Origin of the sequence: Chitinophaga sp. S165 (assembly GCF_003182155.1) — a bacterium.
Classification (GTDB): domain Bacteria; phylum Bacteroidota; class Bacteroidia; order Chitinophagales; family Chitinophagaceae; genus Chitinophaga.
The window spans coordinates 24,428-47,428 of the sequence record NZ_QGTG01000010.1; the positions used below are offsets into that span (position 1 = coordinate 24,428).

At 42.8% G+C, this 23,001-nt stretch carries 19 protein-coding genes; 10 read left to right on the forward strand and 9 right to left on the reverse strand.

Annotated features, from left to right (window positions below; all coding sequences use genetic code 11):
* Nucleotides 1-255 precede the first annotated feature (255 nt).
* The 3 genes from C7475_RS27905 to C7475_RS27915 all read right to left on the reverse strand — a co-directional run bounded on the left by C7475_RS27905 (nucleotide 256) and on the right by C7475_RS27915 (nucleotide 4,777).
* Entirely contained in the window at nucleotides 256-2,229 is a 1,974-nt protein-coding gene (locus C7475_RS27905; RefSeq protein WP_110056722.1) for a thiamine pyrophosphate-binding protein, read from the reverse strand.
* Between the two features lie 360 nt (nucleotides 2,230-2,589).
* Entirely contained in the window at nucleotides 2,590-3,183 is a 594-nt protein-coding gene (locus C7475_RS27910; RefSeq protein ID WP_110056723.1) for a TetR/AcrR family transcriptional regulator, read from the reverse strand.
* A gap of 4 nt (nucleotides 3,184-3,187) precedes the next feature.
* On the reverse strand, nucleotides 3,188-4,777 hold the full coding sequence (locus C7475_RS27915) for an ABC-F family ATP-binding cassette domain-containing protein (protein ID WP_110056724.1): 1,590 nt from the start codon (nucleotides 4,775-4,777) through the stop codon (nucleotides 3,188-3,190).
* 114 nt (nucleotides 4,778-4,891) lie between these two features.
* On the opposite strand from C7475_RS27915, the gene C7475_RS27920 reads away from it, so the two are divergent.
* The gene (locus tag C7475_RS27920; RefSeq protein WP_110056725.1) at nucleotides 4,892-5,314 is read left to right on the forward strand and encodes a hypothetical protein; all 423 of its coding nucleotides are present in this window, start codon (nucleotides 4,892-4,894) and stop codon (nucleotides 5,312-5,314) included.
* A gap of 108 nt (nucleotides 5,315-5,422) precedes the next feature.
* Here the strand turns inward: C7475_RS27920 and C7475_RS27925 are convergent, their stop codons facing one another.
* The gene (locus C7475_RS27925; RefSeq protein ID WP_110056726.1) at nucleotides 5,423-7,843 is read right to left on the reverse strand and encodes an ABC transporter permease; all 2,421 of its coding nucleotides are present in this window, start codon (nucleotides 7,841-7,843) and stop codon (nucleotides 5,423-5,425) included.
* A 312-nt stretch (nucleotides 7,844-8,155) separates the two neighbouring features.
* Between C7475_RS27925 and C7475_RS27930 the strand changes: the two genes are divergently transcribed.
* Nucleotides 8,156-9,190, forward strand: coding sequence for an MBL fold metallo-hydrolase (locus C7475_RS27930; protein WP_233259987.1), 1,035 nt, complete (start codon nucleotides 8,156-8,158; stop codon nucleotides 9,188-9,190).
* A gap of 92 nt (nucleotides 9,191-9,282) precedes the next feature.
* Here C7475_RS27930 and purE read toward each other — a convergent pair whose 3' ends face one another.
* Complete coding sequence (purE, locus tag C7475_RS27935) at nucleotides 9,283-9,780, reverse strand: 5-(carboxyamino)imidazole ribonucleotide mutase (RefSeq protein WP_110056728.1); 498 nt, start codon at nucleotides 9,778-9,780, stop codon at nucleotides 9,283-9,285.
* A gap of 4 nt (nucleotides 9,781-9,784) precedes the next feature.
* On the reverse strand, nucleotides 9,785-10,903 hold the full coding sequence (locus tag C7475_RS27940; protein ID WP_110056729.1) for a 5-(carboxyamino)imidazole ribonucleotide synthase: 1,119 nt from the start codon (nucleotides 10,901-10,903) through the stop codon (nucleotides 9,785-9,787).
* A 226-nt stretch (nucleotides 10,904-11,129) separates the two neighbouring features.
* Here C7475_RS27940 and C7475_RS27945 point away from each other — a divergent pair, with 226 nt between their 5' ends.
* Nucleotides 11,130-15,488, forward strand: coding sequence for a WGR domain-containing protein (locus tag C7475_RS27945; protein ID WP_110056730.1), 4,359 nt, complete (start codon nucleotides 11,130-11,132; stop codon nucleotides 15,486-15,488).
* A gap of 98 nt (nucleotides 15,489-15,586) precedes the next feature.
* Here C7475_RS27945 and C7475_RS27950 read toward each other — a convergent pair whose 3' ends face one another.
* Nucleotides 15,587-16,456, reverse strand: a complete 870-nt coding sequence (locus C7475_RS27950) for an MBL fold metallo-hydrolase (RefSeq protein WP_110056731.1) — start codon at nucleotides 16,454-16,456, stop codon at nucleotides 15,587-15,589.
* Nucleotides 16,457-16,610: 154 nt separating this feature from the next.
* Complete coding sequence (locus tag C7475_RS27955; protein ID WP_110056732.1) at nucleotides 16,611-17,471, reverse strand: AraC family transcriptional regulator; 861 nt, start codon at nucleotides 17,469-17,471, stop codon at nucleotides 16,611-16,613.
* 188 nt (nucleotides 17,472-17,659) lie between these two features.
* On the opposite strand from C7475_RS27955, the gene C7475_RS27960 reads away from it, so the two are divergent.
* Nucleotides 17,660-18,094: a hypothetical protein gene (locus C7475_RS27960; RefSeq protein ID WP_110056733.1), complete on the forward strand. Its 435-nt coding sequence runs from the start codon at nucleotides 17,660-17,662 to the stop codon at nucleotides 18,092-18,094.
* A 19-nt stretch (nucleotides 18,095-18,113) separates the two neighbouring features.
* Here the strand turns inward: C7475_RS27960 and C7475_RS27965 are convergent, their stop codons facing one another.
* Nucleotides 18,114-18,407 carry a hypothetical protein gene (locus tag C7475_RS27965; protein ID WP_110056734.1) on the reverse strand — a complete coding sequence of 98 codons (294 nt, stop codon included), beginning with the start codon at nucleotides 18,405-18,407 and terminating at the stop codon, nucleotides 18,114-18,116.
* A 395-nt stretch (nucleotides 18,408-18,802) separates the two neighbouring features.
* On the opposite strand from C7475_RS27965, the gene C7475_RS27970 reads away from it, so the two are divergent.
* The 6 genes from C7475_RS27970 to C7475_RS27995 all read left to right on the forward strand — a co-directional run bounded on the left by C7475_RS27970 (nucleotide 18,803) and on the right by C7475_RS27995 (nucleotide 22,945).
* A complete protein-coding gene (locus C7475_RS27970) occupies nucleotides 18,803-19,072 on the forward strand; it encodes a hypothetical protein (protein ID WP_110056735.1) in 270 nt (89 codons plus the stop codon).
* A 121-nt stretch (nucleotides 19,073-19,193) separates the two neighbouring features.
* Nucleotides 19,194-19,733 carry a hypothetical protein gene (locus C7475_RS27975; protein WP_110056736.1) on the forward strand — a complete coding sequence of 180 codons (540 nt, stop codon included), beginning with the start codon at nucleotides 19,194-19,196 and terminating at the stop codon, nucleotides 19,731-19,733.
* 100 nt (nucleotides 19,734-19,833) lie between these two features.
* Nucleotides 19,834-20,031 carry a DUF1877 family protein gene (locus tag C7475_RS33595; RefSeq protein ID WP_110056737.1) on the forward strand — a complete coding sequence of 66 codons (198 nt, stop codon included), beginning with the start codon at nucleotides 19,834-19,836 and terminating at the stop codon, nucleotides 20,029-20,031.
* A 125-nt stretch (nucleotides 20,032-20,156) separates the two neighbouring features.
* Entirely contained in the window at nucleotides 20,157-21,203 is a 1,047-nt protein-coding gene (locus tag C7475_RS27985) for an aldehyde reductase (RefSeq protein WP_110056881.1), read from the forward strand.
* 101 nt (nucleotides 21,204-21,304) lie between these two features.
* On the forward strand, nucleotides 21,305-21,838 hold the full coding sequence (locus tag C7475_RS27990) for a carboxymuconolactone decarboxylase family protein (protein ID WP_110056738.1): 534 nt from the start codon (nucleotides 21,305-21,307) through the stop codon (nucleotides 21,836-21,838).
* A gap of 249 nt (nucleotides 21,839-22,087) precedes the next feature.
* Nucleotides 22,088-22,945, forward strand: coding sequence for a helix-turn-helix domain-containing protein (locus C7475_RS27995; RefSeq protein ID WP_110056739.1), 858 nt, complete (start codon nucleotides 22,088-22,090; stop codon nucleotides 22,943-22,945).
* Nucleotides 22,946-23,001 lie beyond the last annotated feature (56 nt).

Here is a 23,001-nt window from a genome sequence, read left to right on the forward strand (position 1 = left end):
CAGGCATTAAACCCTGTTCTGCTGGGTAAGGGCATGCCTCTTTTCAAAAATATCTCCGAAATAACACCGCTCACACTAGTAAGCTCAAAGACCTTCACCAATGGGGTAATATGTATGCATTATAAGAAAGCTTAAAAAGCAGATTTTCTTATTCCGAACCGTACCGGATTTGAAGATAAACAAACAACGTCTTAGAAATCAAAAGCAATAAAACCCGCTATACAAGCAGGTTTTATTGCTTTAATAACAATAGTTTTAGAAAATTACAGGAATGTTGGATGGTATATATTCATTACCTGTAGATAACAAATTTTCATTTACTGCATCCTGGTGAAAATAATTCAATGCCGGTTGCTTGCAGTAATGCGCAGTGATCGTATCAGACGTGGATGGCACTGCCGGAGTATTACCAGCTATTCTCATATCGAGTATATAAGAAGTAGTACCACTAAGTACATGATCAATTCCCCTCTTGATCGCGTCCTTAACTGCTCCGGGCGTTTCAACCACCTCTCCGTTCTCACCACCAAATGCTTTTGCCAGTGATACAAAATCGAGTTTGGGCCTTTCGAGACGCAGGTAAGGAGGGTCCATCGTTTTGGGCTTCCAGCCATATCCAAGTGAATTTCCATAAGCAGCAACCACCTGTTGTAATCCCAGCTGCAGGGTATGATACTCCTGATTATTCGTAACGATATACAGAATAGGCAGTTGCTCATGTGCAGCCGTCCAGTAGGTCTGCGGATAGAATAGCGAAGATCCATCCCCAACTGCATTGATCACAAGCTTTGTACCTGTACCTTGCGATGAGGCATTTTCAAGTTTAATACCCAGGGACGCCGGCATTGACCAACCTAATGAACCTCCGGCTACACAGTAATAACTTACTGGTTTCGCACCATTGGTACCGAATGGCAGATAATATTGAAAAGGAGCTCCATCTGATACTGCCTCATGCACATATACGAAGTTGTCCGCCAGTTGCCTTTCTTCAATTTCCTCTTTCAATGCTTTAGCTATAACGACAGACCAGATGTCTTCCTGTTCCATGGCTTCCGCCAGATACGCATCCCAGTCCGCCGCTCTCTTAACAGATAACAAGCGCATCTCTTCATTTCTGGCAGCAGCACCTGCCGGAGGATTTGGTTTAATATAACCGTTCAGAACAGGCAACGTTGCTTTAATATCACCGAATATTGCAGCCTCACCATAATAGTTCTTCCCAATATCCCAGGTGTTGTTAGTCAGGTACACTTGTTTCAGTTCAGTAGGAAATAACGGTCCGTCGGAATACTTATACACCGCCAGCTGCGCCTGTGCGCCAAACCCGATCAGGAATGCCACATCATGATCTTTGAACACACCCTGAACGCCCGCCTGACTACCAGGCAACTCTCCCTGCCAGTGATAGTCATTATTCGGGAAATTAGCCAGACTGCTAAAGGTTTGTAACACTACCGGTGCGCCCAGTAGTTCCGCCAGCTCCTGCAATTCATTCCAGGCATCTGCATAACCTACTGCATCGCCGGCTACTATGATCGGGTTTCTAGCTGCTGAGAGAATACCTGCCGCCTGTTTAATAGTCGCGTCATCTCCTGTAAAATGCGGAGAGATACGGGTCACACCCTTGATCTTATCGTCGTCTTCAATAGCAACCATAGTGAAGTCCCACGGGATCGATACGAATACAGGGCCATTAGGCGGTGCCATGGCTTCTTTAAAAGCACGTTGTAATACTAATGGAATTTCATCAGGCGTACGCACTTCATGCGCCCATTTAGTGTACTGTTTGGCAAGGTCCACCAGATTAGATGCCAGTAGCGGTTCCTGTGTAACCAGCTCATTCTGTTGCTGGCAACAAAGGATCACCAGCGGTACCTGGGAACGGTAAGCATTGAACAGATTGCCAATGCTATGGGCAATACCCGGAGTAACGTGCACAACCATTACACCTGGTTTGCCTGTCATCCGGGCCGATCCCATTGCTGCACCAATGGCAATGTTTTCATGAAGACACTCAATGTAGCGAACTTCATTTTCCGGATAAGAAGTTCCATCTATAATAGGAATTTCATTGGTCCCTGGTACACCGAAAATGTAATGGATACCCAGATCTTTCAGGATATCGAATACATAGTCACGCGTCCAGCGTGTAGTTTGGTCGAACGCATGTTCGATCATATCGTCACTGGTCTGGCGCGAAGTCTGCGCCATTTGTTTTGTTGCCATATGGGAAGTTTTGGAGTTTGGTTATTCAGAGGCTTATTGTCGTGGATATTGTTTTGGTATTCATGAATATGGTGCTGGTATTAACAGACTGTCAATTCGCCGAAATCCAAGTTGTAAACAACTGTTCATTTCCGATTGTTTACTGCCGTTTACAAAAAATCTGAAAATGTATCTGAGTAGTATTTCCCCTGGTATTATAAATATTGCGACTCACACATTACCGCTTTTAATCATTTCTCGAAAAACCTATATGCATTGCAGTCAGTAGTAAAAATACGTCCAACAGGCGCCCGGACAAAAGTAATTTTACACACTTTATTACAGCCATTTTAAGCATCAGCCTTATTTAGCGCTTTACATCTATTTCTTCTTAAATAGCAGATTGATAATAAGTTTTCCCCGCTCATCTATCAGTTTCTGGAATTCTTTCTCAGAAACCCGGAATAACGGTTTGTAAAGTGGGGCCATAATTATCGGGTATGACAATAGCGAAAATAAGTTCATCAGAAAATGAATGGGGTTCATCTTTTCAATGGTGCCTTTCTCCATCTCATTAGCAGCTTCTTTTAAATAAGACTTCACCGGTCCCGATTGTATATTACCTATGAGTTTCTTACCAAAAGTGTTGATCTCAGTAATAAGAAATGTTTCCTGATAAGGGAAACGAAGCATATCACGCAGGAAAACTGCAATAATATTCTCCGTCTTGACTTTAAAAGATTCTTCAGATAGCATGCATTCGTCAAGGCGTTGGCTCAAACCCTGCATAGCATCCTGAAATATGGCAGAGATCAGCTGATCTCTCGAACGGAAATAATAATGTAATGCGGTCCTGTTAACACCAGCAGCATCTGCAATTTCCTGTGTGGTAGCATGGAGTTTCCCTTCTCCAAAAAGCAGCTGTTTTGCGGTATCTTTTATAAGCTGTTCAGTACCCGTATTTTTGAGTGGCATATTTCTAAGTTAAACTTATGCTGTAATCAATTCCGATTTCGTTGATAAAATCATTGTCGTGTGAAATCACCAACAAAGTACCCTTAAAATTCTTCACCGCCAAAGTCAGCACTTCCAAACTCTTAATGTCAAGGTTATTTGTCGGTTCGTCAAGTATCAATAACTCCGGCGCCTGATTACCCGCTAATAAACAACTCAAAGATAATTTCATTTTTTCTCCACCACTCAATCCCGAGCACTTTCTATCAAAGGTTTCCGGATCAAACTGGCAACTAACCAATAATTCCTTTAATTCGTGTTCCTCCAATCCGCGCTTATTATATTCTTCTATTTGTTCATAAATGCTTAACCTGGGATCAATCATTGAATAATCCTGATCAAGATAGACATAAGTGAATGCCGCACTGTCATAGCTGCCTTCAAAAGGTTCGAGTTCTCTTGTGATAATTTTTAGCAGCGTCGTCTTTCCACTTCCGTTCTCCCCGTCTATCTGTACCCGCTCTCCGGACCTGATCTGAAAACTAAGATTGCTCAGTAGTGATCTATCGTTATATCCGAAGCCAACATCTGCCATGTCTATAAGCAGCTTGCCACTCTCTGATTCCGGCGCTTTGATGTCGATCTTCAGAACTTCATACTCCTCGATCTGCGCTTTGGTCTCTTCAATATTATTCCGAAGATTCGTTATTTTTTCCTCGTGTGCATTCAGCATTCTAGCAGTACTACGTTCTGCTTTATTCTTTAAACCACCGGCAATAATACGCGGTATGGAGTTACTAAGCCCCACCGACCGGCCTTTTAATTCCTGCTGTGCCCTTTGTCCTCCCATATCTTCCGCTTTTTTCTCCGACTCTTTCAATGCTTTGGATTGCGCGTTTAACCGGGAGCGCAAAGCATTTACCTTTTCCATCTTCTTCTGCTGATAAAATTCAAAATTCCCTCCAAATACTTCAATCCCCTTTTCGTTGAGTTCCAAAGTTTTGTTCATAAGATTCAACAACGTTCTGTCATGACTTACTATAAGCATCGTCGACTTGCTTTGAAGGATCAGATCATAAAGCTTCGTTCTGATTCTCATATCCAGATGATTGGAAGGCTCGTCTAACAAAACAAGATATCGGCTATTCATATCCATTGCGGCCAGAAAAACCTTTGTCTTCTGTCCGCCGCTTAAGCTTCCTAATAACCGGTTTTCATCCAGATCACCCAGCTCCCATTTATCAAGTACTATTTTTACTTTATTTTCAATATCCCAGTCATCGTCCAACGCCGTAAAGTATTGTAAATCGGTATTTCCTCTTAAAATTGCATGTAGTGCATCAAGTTTCGTATCTACACCTAATGCTTTAGCGACAGACCATGTATCAAACTCTCCCAGGTGTTGTGGTACATACCAGGGCAGCTCAGAAGAAATAATTTCTCCTGATGTTGGTTGAAGCTTTCCCGAAACCAGGCGAAGCAATGTTGATTTACCAGCACCATTTATTCCAACCAGAGCGGCCTTCTCTCCATCATTTAAAATAAAGTTCAGGTCATGGAATAGCGCTGCATTATCCGGATGAACATAATTCAATGACCTTATAATCAAGCCCACGTGATTTTGATTTAAATATTAATACTGTATTTTAATGAAGCAAATATGGTATTAAATATTTATTTTTGTTAGACAAAATTGTTAAAATAAAAAGAACGCCTAAAATTTAACGTTATGGAAGACGTTTTTTACCTGACCCGTGGCTGGAGGAATGCCACCTATATTATGTTCAGCGCCCTGATATGTGTATTCGTTTTCCTGCCGGTCTACTCATTCTCCGATCCTTTTCTCAGGCAAGGCATCTTTTTCATTTTACCTCTATCGCTTATTGTTATTGGTGTTTCTGTGTGTGGTATTTTACAGGCGGATGAGAAGATATTTTGGAATGATCATAGTGTACGTAAAGTATCCAGACTTGTTAACAGGGAAATTCTGCTGACAGACGTAAAAGGATTCAAGTTTGCCTGGAACTATCTGCATATCGTTCCACACAAGGGGAAGGGCAAAAGGATCCTGGTATCTACATATGTATGCGGTATGCGCCTTTTGCATGAAGAACTGGTTTCCCGTTATCCTGACCTGAACCGCCAGATGTAATGTGTTTATCCCCGGCATTGGCTCGGGCGGCTACCAGGCATAAAGCAAGAAAACCGCTATAGAGCGGTTCCCTTGCTTTATGATATTCACTGAAAAAAGCCCGGCTATTTATTCTGTCTTAAGCGATTTCACAGGGTTCATCAATGCCGCTCTGATACTTTGAAAACTCACCGTCAGCAGTGCAATCAGCAAAGTAACAATACCGACGATTGCGAAAACGGCCCAGCTTATTTCTATCCGGTAAGGATATTTATCCAGCCACTTCTGCATACCAAACCATGCGAGAGGTGTCGCAATGGCTAATGCAATAAGCACCATCTTCACAAAGTCGCGGCAGATAATAAAAAGAATATTGCTAACACTGGCGCCCAGTAGTTTTCTGATACCGATCTCTTTGGTCCGCTGTTCAATGATCATCAATGCAACAGCAAATAAACCCATACACGATAACAGGATAGCAACACCGGAAGCAATACTGAAAACCTGAGAAAGAGATTGTTCATCATGATACCAGGCATCGACGTTCTCGTCCAGGAACGAACCGATAAATTCTGATTGAGGTGCTACTTCTTTCCAGACCTGCTGGATCTTATCCATAGCGCCAAGCAAATGATGTGGCGTTACTCTTATAAAGATATAGGCAATAGGATCACTATGGCTGATAAACATTGTAACGGGCGTTATTTTACCCGCTGATGAATGCAGATGAAAGTCCGGTATTAAGCCTATAATTTCATATCCCGGAGCGTTTCCATCGGGTTGAAAAAATTTGCCCACCGGATCTTTTTCTCCCAGCATTCTCGCCATACTCGCTGTAACAACTACCCGGCGTACAGAATCTCCAGGATAGGCAGGATCGAATTCGCGGCCTGCCAATAGTTTTATATCCAGTGTTTTGAGATAATCGTAATCTACCAATAGCCAGTCAGTAAATACTTCCCTGTCTTTATAGGTAAACCCGAGCACGGACCTGCTGCTGATACGGTCTTTTCCCCTGCCAAGATTGACACCTGTGCCTGTCATAGACAATATATCAGGATCACCGGCCAGTCTGTTACGCATCCGCTCAAGTGCCATTCTGCCATTTACATTACGTCCTACAGGAATACTGATCACTTCCTCTTTATTGAACCCTACCGGTCTTTTACGCAGATAATCTACCTGTTGAATAGCGATTACCGTACAGCAGATGAGCAAACCTGACATCGTAAATTGTCCGACGATCAACGAATTACGTAACACACCCGGACGTTTCATGGTGACTTTTCCCTTCAATACTTCCACCGTATTAAACTTTGCCATTTTCCATGCGGGATAGCCACCTGCCATTAGCGTAACCAGAACAAATACGCCAAATATCATAGCAAATAAGCCAGGCTGAAGTACATCGGCCGGATTAAGCCTTGCCTCAAACAGCGCATTAAACGATGGCAACAAGAGATATGATAATATTCCTCCTGCAATGATGCCGATGAAACATATGATTGTGGATTCCCCCCAGATCTGTAAAAAAAGCTGTGATTTAAATGCGCCCAGAGATTTACGGATACCAACTTCCTTTGCGCGCGTAAAGGACCTTGCTATACTCAGGTTGATAAAGTTTATACAGGCAATTAACAGAATGAAAAACGCGATACCCAGTAATGCAAAGATAAGTGGTAGAGGAGCTCCCCTTCCGCCCGATACTTCTGTGTCAAAGTGAACTTTCGAAAAAGGTAATAATCTTAATGCGAAAAGGTCCCCGCGTTCATCAGGCTTAGCGCCTTTCTTTTTAAGCCTTTCCATTTCACCGGGAAAATACTTAGCAGTGAAAGGCTTTAAACGAGGCTCCAGTGTAGATGCTGTTGTCCCTGAAGCCAGCTTTACATAGGCGGTTAGCATGTAAGCATCCCATTTATTCTTATCTACCTGGTAATTGGAAAAATTTTCTATCCGGATAAGCGCATCGTACTGGATAGATGAATTATCAGGACAATCTTCCAGAATACCCGTAACCTGGTATGTTTTTTTGTTTGCATCATTCCCCAGCTGTAATTGTTTGCCAATTGGTTCTTCGGCGCCGAATACCGTTTTTGCCATACTACGGCTGATAACAATACTACTCAGGTCATTCAGGACAGTTGCACGGTTGCCCTTGATTACCGGAAACGAGAACACCTGCATGAAATCAGGATCAGTCATCGTGATCAGCTTATCAAAATATTTACCTTTATACTCCACCAGGTTCTTTCCACTCATAACTCTTGCCGCAGCAGCCACTTCCGGATATTCCGATTTTAACGCAGGAGTGAGCGGTAAGGGCATTCCGCCGCTTCTGTCGGCCTTCTCAGGTTCATTAGAGAATAAGTAAGCCTGGAAGATATGGTCTCCATCCTGATGAAAAGAATCAAAGGAAATCTGCCTGTAAACAATAAGGAATATAAAAATGGATATGCAAAACGCTACGGAAAGCCCCGTAACATTGATAATTGTATAACCTTTACTCTTCCAGATATTACGGGAGGCAATCCTAAAATAGTTTTTTAGCATGTGTCAGTATTTAATGATGCGGCTTAAGTGTATTCTCCCAGTACAATAAGACTGCCAAATCGGAATATGCTGCTACACACGCTCATCTGATCATCCGCCGGAAAGATTTCTGTCCGTATACGGATGGAGCATGTCCGCTTCCGGACAAGATAGCGCCTATAATACCTTACCAGTTTTTTTCTCTTTTATTAAAATATTCACGCATTTGATTCGTCATTAACTCATATGAAAAAATTAATCAGGGTAACTATCAAATGCCTGAAGATAGTACTTACCTTATTAGTATTATTGATAATCACAGTGTTAATATATATGAGACATCCACTATTCGGGAATAAGCCTTCGGGAGCGAGATTAGCATTGATCAAGCAATCGCCGCATTATAAAGACGGCCAGTTCCAGAACATTCACAATACGCCGCAACTTTCAGAAGGATATAACATGGGGGGCGTTTTATACGATTTTGTATTCAAAAAACGTCTGCGTTTACGTCCGGTAGATTCATTACCCTCTGTAAAAACTGATCTGTTGGCGCTTGCCCCCGGTCAGGATGTCCTGGTTTGGTTTGGACACTCATCTTATTTTATACAAGCGGGAGGAAAGCGTTTCCTGGCAGATCCTGTGTTTTCCGGCAGCGCCTCGCCCATCCCCGGAGGAACTAAGGCATTTAAAGGCGCCGATATTTACACAGTTAATGATTTTCCGGCAATAGATTACCTGTTTATATCTCACGATCATTACGATCATTTGGATTATAAAACCATGCTCGCGCTAAAAAGCAAGGTAGGTAAAGTGATCTGTGGACTGGGAGTTGGAGCGCACCTGGAAAGATGGGGTTACACGCCCGGCCAGATCATTGAGACCGATTGGTGGCAGGACGTTAATCTGGGAGAAGGATTTGTTGTACATACAGCCCCCACACGTCATTTTTCAGGCAGAAGTTTTTCCCGGAATAATACACTATGGCAATCTTATATATTGCAGACGCCGGACCTGAAGATCTATATAGGAGGCGATAGCGGTTATGATACTCATTTTGCAGAGATAGGAAAGAAATTCGGTCCGATAGATTTTGCTATCCTTGAAAACGGCCAGTATGACCTCGCATGGAAGTACATTCATATGCAGCCTGAAGAAGTCTTGCAGGCGGCAAAAGACCTGAAAGCAAAAAGACTGCTGCCGGTGCATTCTTCGAAGTTCACCCTCGGTAATCATCCCTGGGATGAGCCTCTAAGAAGATTAAAGGCAATTGCAGATATGCCGCTGGCAACACCTATGATAGGTCAACCGGTAGATCTGCACAATGATAAACAGGTATTTGAAGACTGGTGGAAAGACGTGAACTGATAAATACATTCAAAGGCAAGGCACATAAAAAAGCCCGCAAACATTAAGTTTACGGGCTTTTCTGTAATACTTTATTATTCTGATATGATAGCCTATTCAAACTGATCTAAGGTTTCATTTTGCTTAGCTACCTTATCACTGTTTTCCTTTTTCAAAGCTGCCAGCTTTTCCCTGAGTTCACTGTTGCTGGTACCGAGGATCTGTACTGCCAGTAAACCGGCATTACGGGCGCCATTAACACCTACTGTGGCTACAGGTATATCGCCAGGCATTTGTACGATAGACAGAAGGGAATCCCAGCCATCAAGGGAGTTTGAAGACTTGATCGGAACACCTACTACAGGTAAAGTTGTAATAGCAGCAACCATACCCGGAAGATGTGCTGCACCACCGGCACCTGCAATGATGACCTTCAGTCCACGCCCTTCAGCGGTAGCTGCGTACTCGAACATTTTTTGTGGGGTACGGTGTGCTGACACAACGCTAAACTCGTAGCCTATATCAAATTTCTTCAACACCTCTATTGCCTGACGCATAATAGGCGCATCAGAACTACTGCCCATAATAATGCCTACTTCTACCTGTTTCATATTTTTAGTTTAAAATTTTCCGAATGGTTTCAGCCTTTACAACAATACTTTCCATTGTACTGCCTGTAATGGTTATATGCCCTACTTTCCTGCCTAATCTATTGCCTTTTTTACCATACCAGTGAAGATGTGCACCGTCAATGTCCAACAGCTGTTGTACCTTCTCCTGTCTGTTTGAATTCAGTGCATCAGTTTCCAGTATATTCATCATCAAAGATGGGAAATGAAGGCTTGTGTCGCCCAGCGGCAAACCTAATATGGCCCGGAGCAATTGCTCGTATTGTGATGTAGTGCTGGCTTCTATCGTGTGATGACCACTGTTATGAGGTCTTGGAGCCAGTTCGTTCACCAAAAGTTTATTATCTTTTGTAACAAACATTTCTACAGCGAGGATACCAACAAGTTTGAGCGCATCTGCTATTTTTTCAGCGAGGACAGTAGCTTCTTTTAGTATTCCTTCCTCCAATTGAGCCGGCGCTTCCTGAAAATCGAGTACGAACTTCTCTCCGGAAAACACCATCTTCACAGGATCATAGCATTTTACAGCGCCATGCTCATTTCTTGCCACAATTACAGAAAGTTCGTGTTTAATATCCACCAGCTCTTCCAGCACACATGGTTCATCAAAAGCAGTGTCAATATCTGCGCTTGTCTTTAAAACCATTACTCCGTACCCGTCGTATCCGTTACGGCGCTTTTTAAGACAGCCAGGTAGTTTATGCTCGTACTTATGCAGATCATTTTTACCTTCAACGGCCTCCCCTGGCACTACAGGTATATTGTGCGACAGCAGGAATTGCTTTTGGGTGAATTTGTCCTGGATCACCTGAATGGTATCAGGAGCCGGAAACACCTTTTTCCCCTGCTTTTCAAGTTCGCGTAAGGCGTCAATATTTACCGCCTCCATTTCTATCGTAATAACATCCAGGTCCTTGCCGAATTCCAAAACAGCTTCGTAAGAGGTAGGAGCGCCACAGGAAAAAGAAGAAGTATAACGTGCACAAGGCGCATTTGCGTCTTTATCCAGTACGGAAATGTTGAGGCCGAAATCTATAGCATGCCGTATAAGCATACCTCCCAGCTGACCGCCCCCTAATATTCCTATTTTCAAATTTTCAAGCATAATCTTCAATTGGGATGCAAAGGTATGAAACTATCGCAAATGATCGTAATACCATTCCTTTATACATTGGCCTATCGGCAGTTGACTACTCCAGACCTGCCTATCATACAACTATATATCCACTAAAAACATAATGACTCGATAAGATAACTATGCTATTATCGTTTTATACATTACTTTTACCGCCCCAAAACCTTTAGACTAAAAAGCCCTATTAAAAGTACTTATGAAAGCCAGGTTTATTTATCAGGACGAGAAATCAAACAAATTCTGGGACATCGAAACTAATGGTACCGACCTTACTGTACAATATGGAAAAGTTGGAACAACAGGACAATCCCAAACTAAACACTTCGCATCAGAAGACGAATGCAAAAAAGCCGCCGACAAACTGATCGCTGAAAAAGTCAAAAAAGGTTATAACAAGGTGGATGATACCTCCGCTGCTCCTGAACAGGAAGACGCCCCCGCCAGGCCCATCCAGGTTACAGGAAAATTTGCCCCGCCAGTGGAACTATATGAAGACCTTGTAGCAATGGCAGAATACCTGGAAGCCAATTACCCGAACGATGAGCAGGAGTTCAAAAAGGTAGAAGGTGAGAACATTGAAGCGATGGAGGATATGGCCGGATTTGAACTGCCCTCCCACTTCGTAGACTACTGGCTGGACAAAGGATGTTTCCTTTTCAGGAAGGAAGATTTTAGCTGTAACGTTTATGCGTTCAATGCAATGGAAGATTACGGCAACAATCTGTATACTTACCTGCGCTTCTATCAGAGTTACTATGGTGTTAAGTTTGAGCTGGCAGAACAGGAGAAAGACTATTTTACAAAGTGCTGTTGGGTACTTGGACTGATTGCCGCCGGTGAGGAAGTCAGGTTATATGTAGCTGATCCTTTGGAAAAAGTACACATCGTCCATTTGCCTAAAGGGTTTGAACAGACTGATGACGATGGGTTTGCGGAAGCAGTGGCATCCCTCATGAACGCAAGAGCTAAATTCAGTATGATGCTTGGCAAGAGCACGGATGCCCCTGTGACCGATGATGTTGAAGCTGAAACTGAACCTGGACATGATGATGGCTTCAGAGAAATCTCTTACGATGAGGCACTTACGTTACTGGGAGTAGACCAGCTATTTGATTATTGGGAAGATGAAGACAGCAGCTACGCCTCCAACTATGAGAGCGAACGTGAATATTTCGATGACTACATTACTATCCATTATCACGATGGTGACCTGAATATTGATGGCGATCTGAAGATCCAGGACTTTATAATCGTACACGGTAATATGAATATTCAGGGGATAGTCTCTTCCCATTATTATGTGACCGGCGATACAACTGTTGATTATATAGCCCTGTCGGATTTCCAGAAGACACTTGGTAAAGAAAGCATCAGATACGTTGCAGTGGCCTCGGGCGAAGATGACGAAATGTTGCATCAAATGCCATCCAGAGACATTACAGCCCAATATTTCTTCTCCTGGTACTACGACCTCGAATGTTTTAACTTTGCACCCGAAACCATCATAACGGCTGTATACGACTACGACAAGCTGTCCGCCTATCAGACAAACAACGTCTTCTTAATGTGGCATGATTATGCGTTCGTATTCAAGCCGGAGTTTTACTACAATATCGAAAAGTCCGAATATGCTGTGCTGCAAATAAGCACCCGGTCCTTCTATCAGGCAGTAAAGGCCGGACAGACCGTATTCCTGGATGGTGTAACAAAAGAAGGCGTCAGTTTAGTGAAGAAAGGTTCAGCGCTACAAGAAGAAAATGACCATCTCGCAGCTTACCAGGCTTATAAGGAGGCTATCAGCAAGTCACCGGGGTACTACCCTGCTTACCAGGCAGCCGGTAAACTCCTGTATGATCAAAAGGCCTACGCGCAGGCAATGGAGATCTACGCTAAAGCCATTCCTCTTACCCCGGAAAAAGTGCTGTATGAATTTGACTGTATCGAAAAGGGTGGAATAGCCGCCATACAGGTGGGGCAGTACGACAAAGCAATTGAATGGTCTCAGTTGGGAGTTGAAAAGAATAACAATGCCTATTTCCCATTAAGGGTAATCGGAGAAGCCCTGATCTACATGGGAGAACTGGATGAAGCGAAATCCTACCTTGAAAAGTCAATCGAAGCAAGAAGCATTTTCACCAACAACTGGTTATTAGGCCTTATCTACTTTCTCCAGGGAGCTACAAAAAAAGCGGACACCTATTACAAGGAGGCAGCCGACAAAAACGCCAATGCTCAACCTTACTCAGAACATAAAGACCTTAAATACATTTACGGTCAACCAGTCACTGTAGACTGGGACAATAAGAAACCGGTATTGGCAGAAAAAGGACAGGAATACTGGGACAACTTCTTAGCCGAAACCCTCAGGACCTATGGCCCTGATCTTTATAAAAGGACAGGCCAGTGGCCTTCCCAATGGTTGTTTGGAAAGTTCGGTAAAATACCTGTAGAGTTTAGAACCAAAGAGATGCTGCACGCTTTACTGGATCACAGGACTAAAGGAGAACTGGATGTTAGCGGAAGCCTGATCGTATCTTTCGACCCTGCATTCCTGACGGAAGAGATCATTTTCCATGCGGTGCAAAGAGAAGAGCCTGCGCAGTATGACGATATTCCTGAACAGTTCTATTCTGAAAAGCTGTTGAGGATACATCCAAGAGGCATTGACCTCGCTCTCCTCCCAGCTGATCAGCTGAGCTATGAATTTTGTTTCGAGGCTGTCAGCCAAAATCAGCATAATTATAAATTCGTACCTAAACAGTTCCAGGACGAGCGGATGAATATTGCACTGATTGCAGGAGGATGTCTCGGAGCATACCCTTATAAAAACCTTCCATCTAAATATCACACCAACGAATACATTAAGCAGGCGATCGATATCCACATCCAGGCAATCACCAATATCCCTGTATCGCTTGTTGACAAGGAAATTTACGACCATGCCGTTGAAAAGTATGGTAGCGATCCAATGTGGCCCTTCATTGTAGAATGCTATGACAGAAACACCTGGCGCTTCGGTTCCCGTTCAACAGTTGAAGAATTAGGTAAAAAGGTACGTAAGTTTGGAATTGATGTTTTCGATCACGTAGACGCGAATTATATCTCTAAACAAAGCTATAGCTATTACAAAAAGCACCTGGGACATCTGCCTGCATTCGAAGAGAAAGTGAAGTCCTATGATTGGGAAAAGAACAGCAAAAAGACCAGTGAATACGACGAAGGGAAAGAATTCGACTACGATACTTTCCAGAAAGTATGGGCTTGTTTCTGGACCGAAGAATTTATCCTCAAAGCACTGGATAGAAAATCAGACAGGGAACGTATCTACGACCTGCCTAAAAAATACCTCACACAGCAGATCTGCGATCTCGCTGTAAAGATGGACTCCTACGACTTCGAATTCGTTCCCGAACAGTTTGTCACTGAGCAGATGTGTAAGGACGCCTGCTCCAGGGACTACGGCGCCGCACTTGAATACGTACCATTAGCGATGCGGACCGAGGAGGTTTGTGATATAGCTATTGTCAGGAGTGCAGAAAACATCAAATTTGTACCAATTAAATTTCGTACAGTTGAGAGATGTGCAAATGTGATCGCCAGGGAAAATAGCAGGACGCCATATATCCCGCACGCTCAGTATACAGCCGTGTTTGAGTGGAGCTTTAAGAATAGAAAAAACAGGTTCTCCGAAGACTACCTGCTGTTACATTGGGGATTAGGTCTGATCATAGATAAAAACTACAGCGCTGCCAGGGAAAAACTAGCGGCTGTAACTTCTGCGAACGCCGAGTACCATCAGCATGCAGTCTACTACACGGGCTGGAGTTATTTCCTGGAAGGAGACCTGAAAACGGCTAAAGAATACTTCACCCAGTCTCAGGACATTGCAAAAGCAAAGGATATTGACGGAAGAAATAAGCTGGCATTCCCTTACGCGTCTTTTCAGTTACCGCAAGTGCCGGATGTCTATCCATTCAACAAAACGCAGTTTGATGTACAAATGAAGGAAGCTTCAGCACTTGTACAGAACGGCTTCTACGACGAGGCACTCGCATTATTGGAAAACATGGAGAAACAGCTTACCGATTCACAATGCTCAGAAATGGCGTGGTGGGCTTATGTATGGGATCATCAGCGTTACGCCCTCTATGAAGCCGGCAAACAGGAAGCGTCTTATGATCTGTGCCACCGCATCATCTCTGAGTTGGGCAGTATAACCATGTGGGATTATCTTGAAGACTTTAATCCTATCCGAGCCGCACTAAGAGCCGCCAACAATAACCTGGCGTACAGATGTTATCTGACAGCAACAGACCTTGCCAGAGTGAAAGAGGGCCTCAATTATATTAAAACTACCATGAAGACGATAGCGCCTATTGAAGATAAAAGCTCCCTGAATGGGTTCTATGAAACACAGGCGTTGCTGCTGTACAAAGCAACGGGCTTCGATCCCGCATATAGAAAAGACCTTGAGAAGGTGGTCGCAAAGATTGAAAAGTTGAAACTGAAAGAAGCAGGAATGTTAAGCGACGAGTATGAGAAAATAAAATTGTAATTAAATTCCTTCACTGGAGACTATTTATTAAGCATTAAAGGTCGGAGAAATATCTCCGACCCTTTTTGTTTATAACCCCTGTCCTGTATTTAGTCCTATTAAAGCTTTGTAGTTGCGCCGGTTTTCAAAATATGCAGACGATCACCGAAACCGGCAGATGAGAACGTGCGTTTTAGTACTGAAACCGGCTCGACATACATAGAAAAAGTAGAATGATGTACCGGAATGATACTGGTAGGCTGCAACACATTCGCCAGGTGCAGACAATCTTCACTATTCAGTCCTCTCCGTCCCAGATTACCATCTGAACCGACAGCACCCATGTCGGGGATCAACAGATCTATTTTACCATAGCTGGTATAGTTGTTCATCTCTTCAAACCATACGGTATCGCCAGTCCAATATATCCGATAGTAGTTGTCGCCAGCGCTATATTCAATGATATAGCCGTTCCCATTGCCTAAAGCTGTGTGCAGGGGTTCATTAGCTGCATGAACTGTTTTCACCGCAATGATCTTCAGGACTTCCGTTCCTTTCTTCATTATTGTGCTATCGCCCCATTTCAGGCCATTGATATCTTTAAACCCCCAGTTTTTAAAAACACTGTAGTTCTCCTCCGGCCCGACCAGGTGCTGATCTTTATCCAGCTTTTCTATTGCCTGCTTATCTACATGGTCGGCATGCGGATGGCTGATCAGCAGTAGATCGATGTTGGCCAAACTGAATGAGGCGGGAGCGATCAGCCTTGTAATAGGCGCATTCATTTGTCCGGTAGTCGGATGTTGTTTGATTATAAATGCAGAATCACCTTTGGGACTTAACATCGGGTCCGTCAGTATTTTAAAGCTACCCAGCTGTAATACGTAGGTGGGACCACCGATCCACTGCATTGTTTTCTTATTTTGAGCATTTACTGACTGCATACCGGCTATTACCAGCAGTACAAGCAGACTCTTAATGTACTTCATTCTAAAAATATAATAAGGTTACTTAATCGATGATACCAGGAACAAAGAATCGGTTGATGCCATCTACATCAGAGAGATAAGTAGCCATTGCGCTAATCTTACCATCTAATCAAAGGTACAGTATACAGCTACCCACGAACATGGATAATGATGACTATTGCCTGGACAAATCTGCCACTACGGAAATCCCCGTCTTATTACGAAAGGTTTGTGGCGATACCTTAGTAACCTTTTTGAAGAAACGGCTGAAATAGAATTCATCTTCAAATTGCAACGCGTAGGCAATCTCCTTAATGCTCTGACGGGTCAGATGAAGTTGTTTTTTTGCTTCCAGTACTATCCTTTCCTGGATCAACTGGGAAGGCGTTTTGTTGAAATAACGGCTGCAGCGTTTAGAAAGATTATTGGGGGTCATTGCCAGCAACTTTGCATATTCATTGGGGCTGTGCAGTGTAAGGTAATGTTCCTCCAAAAGTTGTCTGAACCGCTCCATCTGCTCATCTTTCTGTATTGGCTTGTATGGGCTATCAATCAGTTTCATCTTGATACTGCTTGATTTTGCCAGGAACAGCTGCAGATATGCCCGCAGCACAATATCGGCAGGTTGCCCTTGTTTGAATTCCTGATCAATATCCTCAAGTACATCCGCCAGCGTATGGACGTTCTGATCCGTCAAGGCGACACAAGGCTTTATATAAACGTTATTAAATAGCAAGCCGTTGCAGGCAACTTCGCTATGGTGATACTCGATACAATAAAAATCGCCATGAAACTGCAGCATCGTCACTGGCGTCGGCTGGTTTTGCTCGATAGAAATCATTTGTAACGGAGTAGAAAACAATATAACCGGACTGGAATAATGAAAGGTGCCAAAATCGGCATGATAGATTCCTTCACCTTTCGGAATAAACAGGATCGTATATTCGGAAAATTGAGCAGGGATACGCAATTGTTCAGTGTCTGTTCTTTTCAGCCCGATTAAATACTGTCCGGTTGCTGAAATTACTTCTCTCATGGGCTGGTAGTCGTATTTATTAACAATAAAGATCTGCAATAGTCAAAAAAGAAAAATTAAGCTATCTTATTGTTTTGGAACTTTTCAAAGCAGTAACTGCTACTTTATCGGAGGCCGGCAACAGAAAGCCAAAGATAAATGAGTGATCAATTGACGCTGTATAAGATCAGATATCTTATATTTACAACATGTTCGACATATTAGAAAAATACGAAACGCAGGACCATTTCTTCCTCAAACCGGAACAAGATCTCCAAACAGTATGCAATGCACCTGCTGATAAGAGCGGGGTCTATATCATATACGCCTTAAAAAAAGGGAGAATTGAAATGGTCTACATCGGGCATTCCGGAAAACTTGAAAAAGACGGCATTCTCTCATTCAAGAAAGGCCTCTGTGGCCTGAAAGATGAAATCATCAATGGTGAACAGTTTGGTAAAACGCCCGCGCATATCGCCTGGAAAAAGCAGATGACCAGAGAAAACATTGAGGCATTAAATATCTACTGGTATGTAACCTACGATTCCGGACATACGGACTGCCCCGAAATCTTAAAACGAACCTTATTAAAGCAGCACCAGGATATCTTCGGAGTATTTCCAAAATGGAATAAATCTATTTAAGCTTACTGCTTTCACTTTCCTACTCTTCATCATCCAGATCAGATTCATCGGAGTCATCAAATTCATCGGTGAGGACCACACGCTCAATATATAGAGTGCCGATAAACGGTTTAAATGTCTTCCGCATCTGGTCGAAAATTTCAGATGGAGCTTTGTCCTTCTGATAGTATAATCGGAATGTTTCTATCGAGATGCCAAGTTCGCCGGCAATGGCTGTATCTGTCAAGGTTTTACCGGCATCTTGTGCCCGCTCTATTAATCTGTCGATAGTTGCAGGAAATACCTCTCGTACATTCTCTTTTTTTTTCCTCATTTTCAACGGTTTGCTTAGAATTTCTATCGTTCGGAATATCAGCTCGCGTCCTTCATACCCGTATGCATGAATCAGAAAGCAGCTTTACCCGTAAAAATAGTTAAAACCGTGAAAATGCAGCCGAAATTTTCCAGGACGCATTTTAGACCAGCCCAGGACATTGTTTGAGAAACTACGTTCGGCACCGCATTTTATTATGACCCTTCCAGCTATATATTATACGGGATAACGCACAACAGTAATCATATTAAATATTTATATATTTTTACAGCAGCACTACTATGGGAACATATCAACAAGTAGCTATTGGGCCATAACGGGCACATCGCGGAACCAGATTGATAATTATCCATACCGGGCTGTAATAAAATCATTTAACACTAAAAAACTCTAGCATGTTTTTCCTGGGAGGTACAGAAGTTTTATTGATCTGCACAATTATTGGAGGAGTATTTGGCTATTTCAGACGAAATAAAAGTAGAAAGAACGGCGCTCTTATAGCAATTATTTTAGGGGTAGTTGGATCTTTAGCAGTAAATCTGTTATTGCTAACCTTTTTATTTCAATCATATCTGGCAATGCCTGTCTATGCAATTTTGGGTGCATGGTTCTTTAATTACATCTGGTCAAAATTTCAAAAAGAAGAAGAAGAATCTGTTAGTTAGGAGATTTCTGCTTCACTAATAAAAGCCATTCCCACAAACGGGATGGTTTTTATTGAGCCTCACAAAGCCCGCGAAAATGCGCTTCCAATCGCAGAATTCAGCACTTTTATGAATTTAGAACATGAAGGCTTTACTATTTCTTTTGATAGTATGTTGTACCAGCTGTGTTAACAACACAAATTCCCGGCAGGAAATCCGGGACGACTCGATTACATTCATTTGGACAAATAAAGATGCAGCTTCTATAAAAAAGTATCATCTTAGTCATGATGGTAGGCAGTACCGCTATGCAAGGCCCGGTGAATCATTTTCACTATTATACAACTCCGCACAGCAACAATGGCTATTCAGAGACCAATATGACAGCGCAGTTCTGTTCCTGGAAAAAGAAGAAATCTTTACTGTAAACAGTGCCCATCATACTATAAGCAAACTTATTTTAGATAAAGGAGTAACAGATGGAGAAATGACCTACATGGTTGACCATACGGCCGGACTGTTGGTTATGAAATCTAATACATGGCCACGTGCGCTGTACCGTAAAACAGATGATCTTCAATTATCAGCACTGATATTAAGAATTGTAACGGACAACGAATTTTTTCCTAATGCTAAAGACACTTCGCGTGTGAAGCTTATGATGCCCCATGCAAAATATTAAAAGCTCTCCTCCCCTTTTTTATTGCTTTCTCCCCCCAGCGAACATCACTAATACTGCCGCCGGCTTCCTGACCATGAACGTTACCAGGTAATTCACAACATTGGTCCTATCCAAAATAACTAACGAAGAACTTGCAGAAAAATACGATGCCGCACGAATGATAAAATTGGGAATCTACCCTGACATCTGGCAAGACCAGGAAGCCCTGTATTACTTTCTTGCATACTTTATGGAAATCCAGACATTTTATTCAACCGCAGCCGAAAATAACGAGGCAATTATAACAGGCATAATCTGAGAAGTAACTCGGACTATCTCTATAGTAAGCGCGGTAGACCGCCTTTTTAACAAAGCAAATTGCGCCTTTTTAACAAAACGACTATGCTGTTTCAATCCGAATTTTGATTCATCAAATTAACAATGATGAATACAGATTCGAATACCGAAAAAACAGTTCTTGTGACTGGAGGGGCAGGTTTTATTGCCGTACATTGTATTTTACAGTTATTAAATGAAGGCTACCGGGTAAGGACTACACTCCGCTCCTTAAGCCGTGAAACAGAAGTAAGAAACATGCTGAAAGAAGGCGGCCTGGAAGCCGGAGACCGTTTAACATTCATTGAAGCTGACTTGTCTTCAGATGCTAACTGGACAAAGGCAGTAAACGGTTGCACATATGTTCTGCACGTTGCCTCACCGACCCCAATTATTAATTATAAGCATGAAGATGAAATGATCATTCCTGCGCGTGAAGGCGTGCTGCGCGTCTTGCGTGCATCCAGAGACGCCGGAGTAAGACGTGTGGTATTGACTTCCGCTATCGGTGCCGTGGTATATGGCAATCCTCCTCAAACTGCACCATTTGACGAAACCAACTGGACCAACACTTCGGGTAAAGCTCCGGCTTATCAGAAATCAAAGACTTTGGCAGAGCAGGCCGCCTGGGAATTTATTGAACGGGAAGGTAACGGACTGGAACTAACTGCCGTCAACCCAGTAGCGGTAATGGGTCCTGTATTAGGCCCCGATTACTCACATTCCATTCACCTGATCAAAAATTTGCTGACCGGCAAAATGTCTGGTTGTCCAAAGATCAACTCTGGTTTTGTTGATGTTCGCGACGTAGCAGATCTCCACCTGCGCGCAATGACCGATCCCGCCGCTAAAGGCGAACGCTTTATTGCTACTGCAGGTAAAAGCATCTGGATGGTCGAAGTTGCTAAAATCCTGAAACAACATCTGGGTGAAGCTGCGAATAAGGTCAATGCCAAAGAGCTGCCTGGTACATTGTTGCGTATTGCAGCGCTCAAAGATCCGCAGGTTAAAGCAATAATCCCATTGCTTGGTAAGGTGATGAACGTAACCAGCGCCAAAGCTATCCAAATGCTGGGCTGGTCGCCACGTTCCACTGAAGATGCAATACTGGCGACAGCTGAAAGCCTGATCCGTCTGGACCTGCTTGGTCAATAGGAAAATTGGCAAGTTTTAGGGAATTAAATCCATTTTTTGAAGGATGATTTGAATGCAGTTTTGTATTGTCAATTAATAGAAAACATAATATTCAATCAGCGATGAAAACATTTAAAGTACCAACCCGCGACGAAGTCAGTCCTGCCAACCAGTCAATATTTGATAAGCTTAAGCAAAAGCTTGGCAAGGTCCCTAACAGTTATGCATTCATGGCAAGTTCGGAAAATGGCCTGGCCACCTACCTTACGTTGTCTAATGCAGAAAGTTCTCTCACCATCAAAGAGAAAGAAGTTATTAATCTTATCGTTAGCGGTATAAACGACTGCCACTATTGCACCAGCGCACATACCGTTATCGGAAAGCTAAACGGCTTTACAGATGAACAAATTCTGGAGATCCGTCGTGGTAGCATAAGCTTCGATCACAAGCTCGATGCATTAGCTCAGTTTGTGAAAGAAGTAACCAATAAAAAGGGCTATGCCAGCCAGGAATCTATTGATAACTTCTTTGCAGTGGGATATACCAATGAAAGTCTGGTTGATACGCTAATGATCATCTCTGAAAGAACTTTTAGTAATTATCTGAACGCTATTGTGAAGGTGCCGATTGACTTTCCCGTTGCACCCGAAATTTAAGGCAATTGTTCTTATTCATTTATAACAGAAGAAGCATGCTCCCACTCAGGCATAACTGAGGGTGAAAGTGGTGTGCTTCTTCTATCTCTTCGGCCATCCCCAGCTTAATCCGCTGAAGACAATTGAATTACACCATACAGTCGGTAAAAAACACCACATTACGAATATCAGATAAGCTACCTTGCAGAAGTTTAATCACTGACCAATCTTGACGCTATTAACTACAAATTTTAAAGGCAAAATGAACTGATGAAATTTTCACACATAGATCAGAGATCAGGCGGTGTAATTCATTTTTTACAGGATGAAGTATTTTCTGGCAGGAGAACAGAATTGGCAGCAGACCGGCTTTTTACCATCGCTTTAAATAGCGGTCCTGCGCAGAAGGTTTATATCGATAATGTCGGATATACCTTTCCCTCCTGGTGCCTCTTGCCGCTATTTTCCAATCAGTCGTTCACATTTGAGGAGCCCGGGCAGATTACTGCCTGGCAATATAACCGGGATTTCTATTGTATCGTTGATCATGATAATGAAGTAAGTTGTGCCGGATTTCTATTCTTTGGTTCTTACGGCCACCTGTTCATTAAGCTGGACAGATCCAATCAGAGAAAACTGAAAATGCTGAGAAGCGTTTTTATTGAAGAGTTTGAGACGGAAGACAGCACAAAATCGGAAATGCTGAAGATGTTATTGAAACGGTTGATCATCATCGGCACCAGGTTAGCTAAAGATCAATACATCAAAGAGCAGCCCGTTGGATCTGACAACTTCGACATCGTTAGAAAGTATAACTTATTAGTGGACAGGAATTTTAAAACACAGCACCAGGTTCAGTTTTATGCCAATGAATTAAATAAGTCTCCTAAGACACTATCAAATTTATTCACACGTTATCATCATAAACTGCCGTTACAGATCATTCACGATCGTATAATTAACGAAGCCAAAAGACTCTTCTATTACACGGATAAGTCAGCGAAAGAGATCGCTTATGAACTTGGCTTTGAAGACGCAGGACATTTTAGCCGGTTCTTTAAAAGGACGACAGGCCAAAGCATTTCTGAGTATAAAAAAGGGCAGATCACACTACCCATAATTCCATGAACTTCTTGTTCCAATAAATTACTGCTAAAAATAAAGCCGCAATGACATACAGCGTC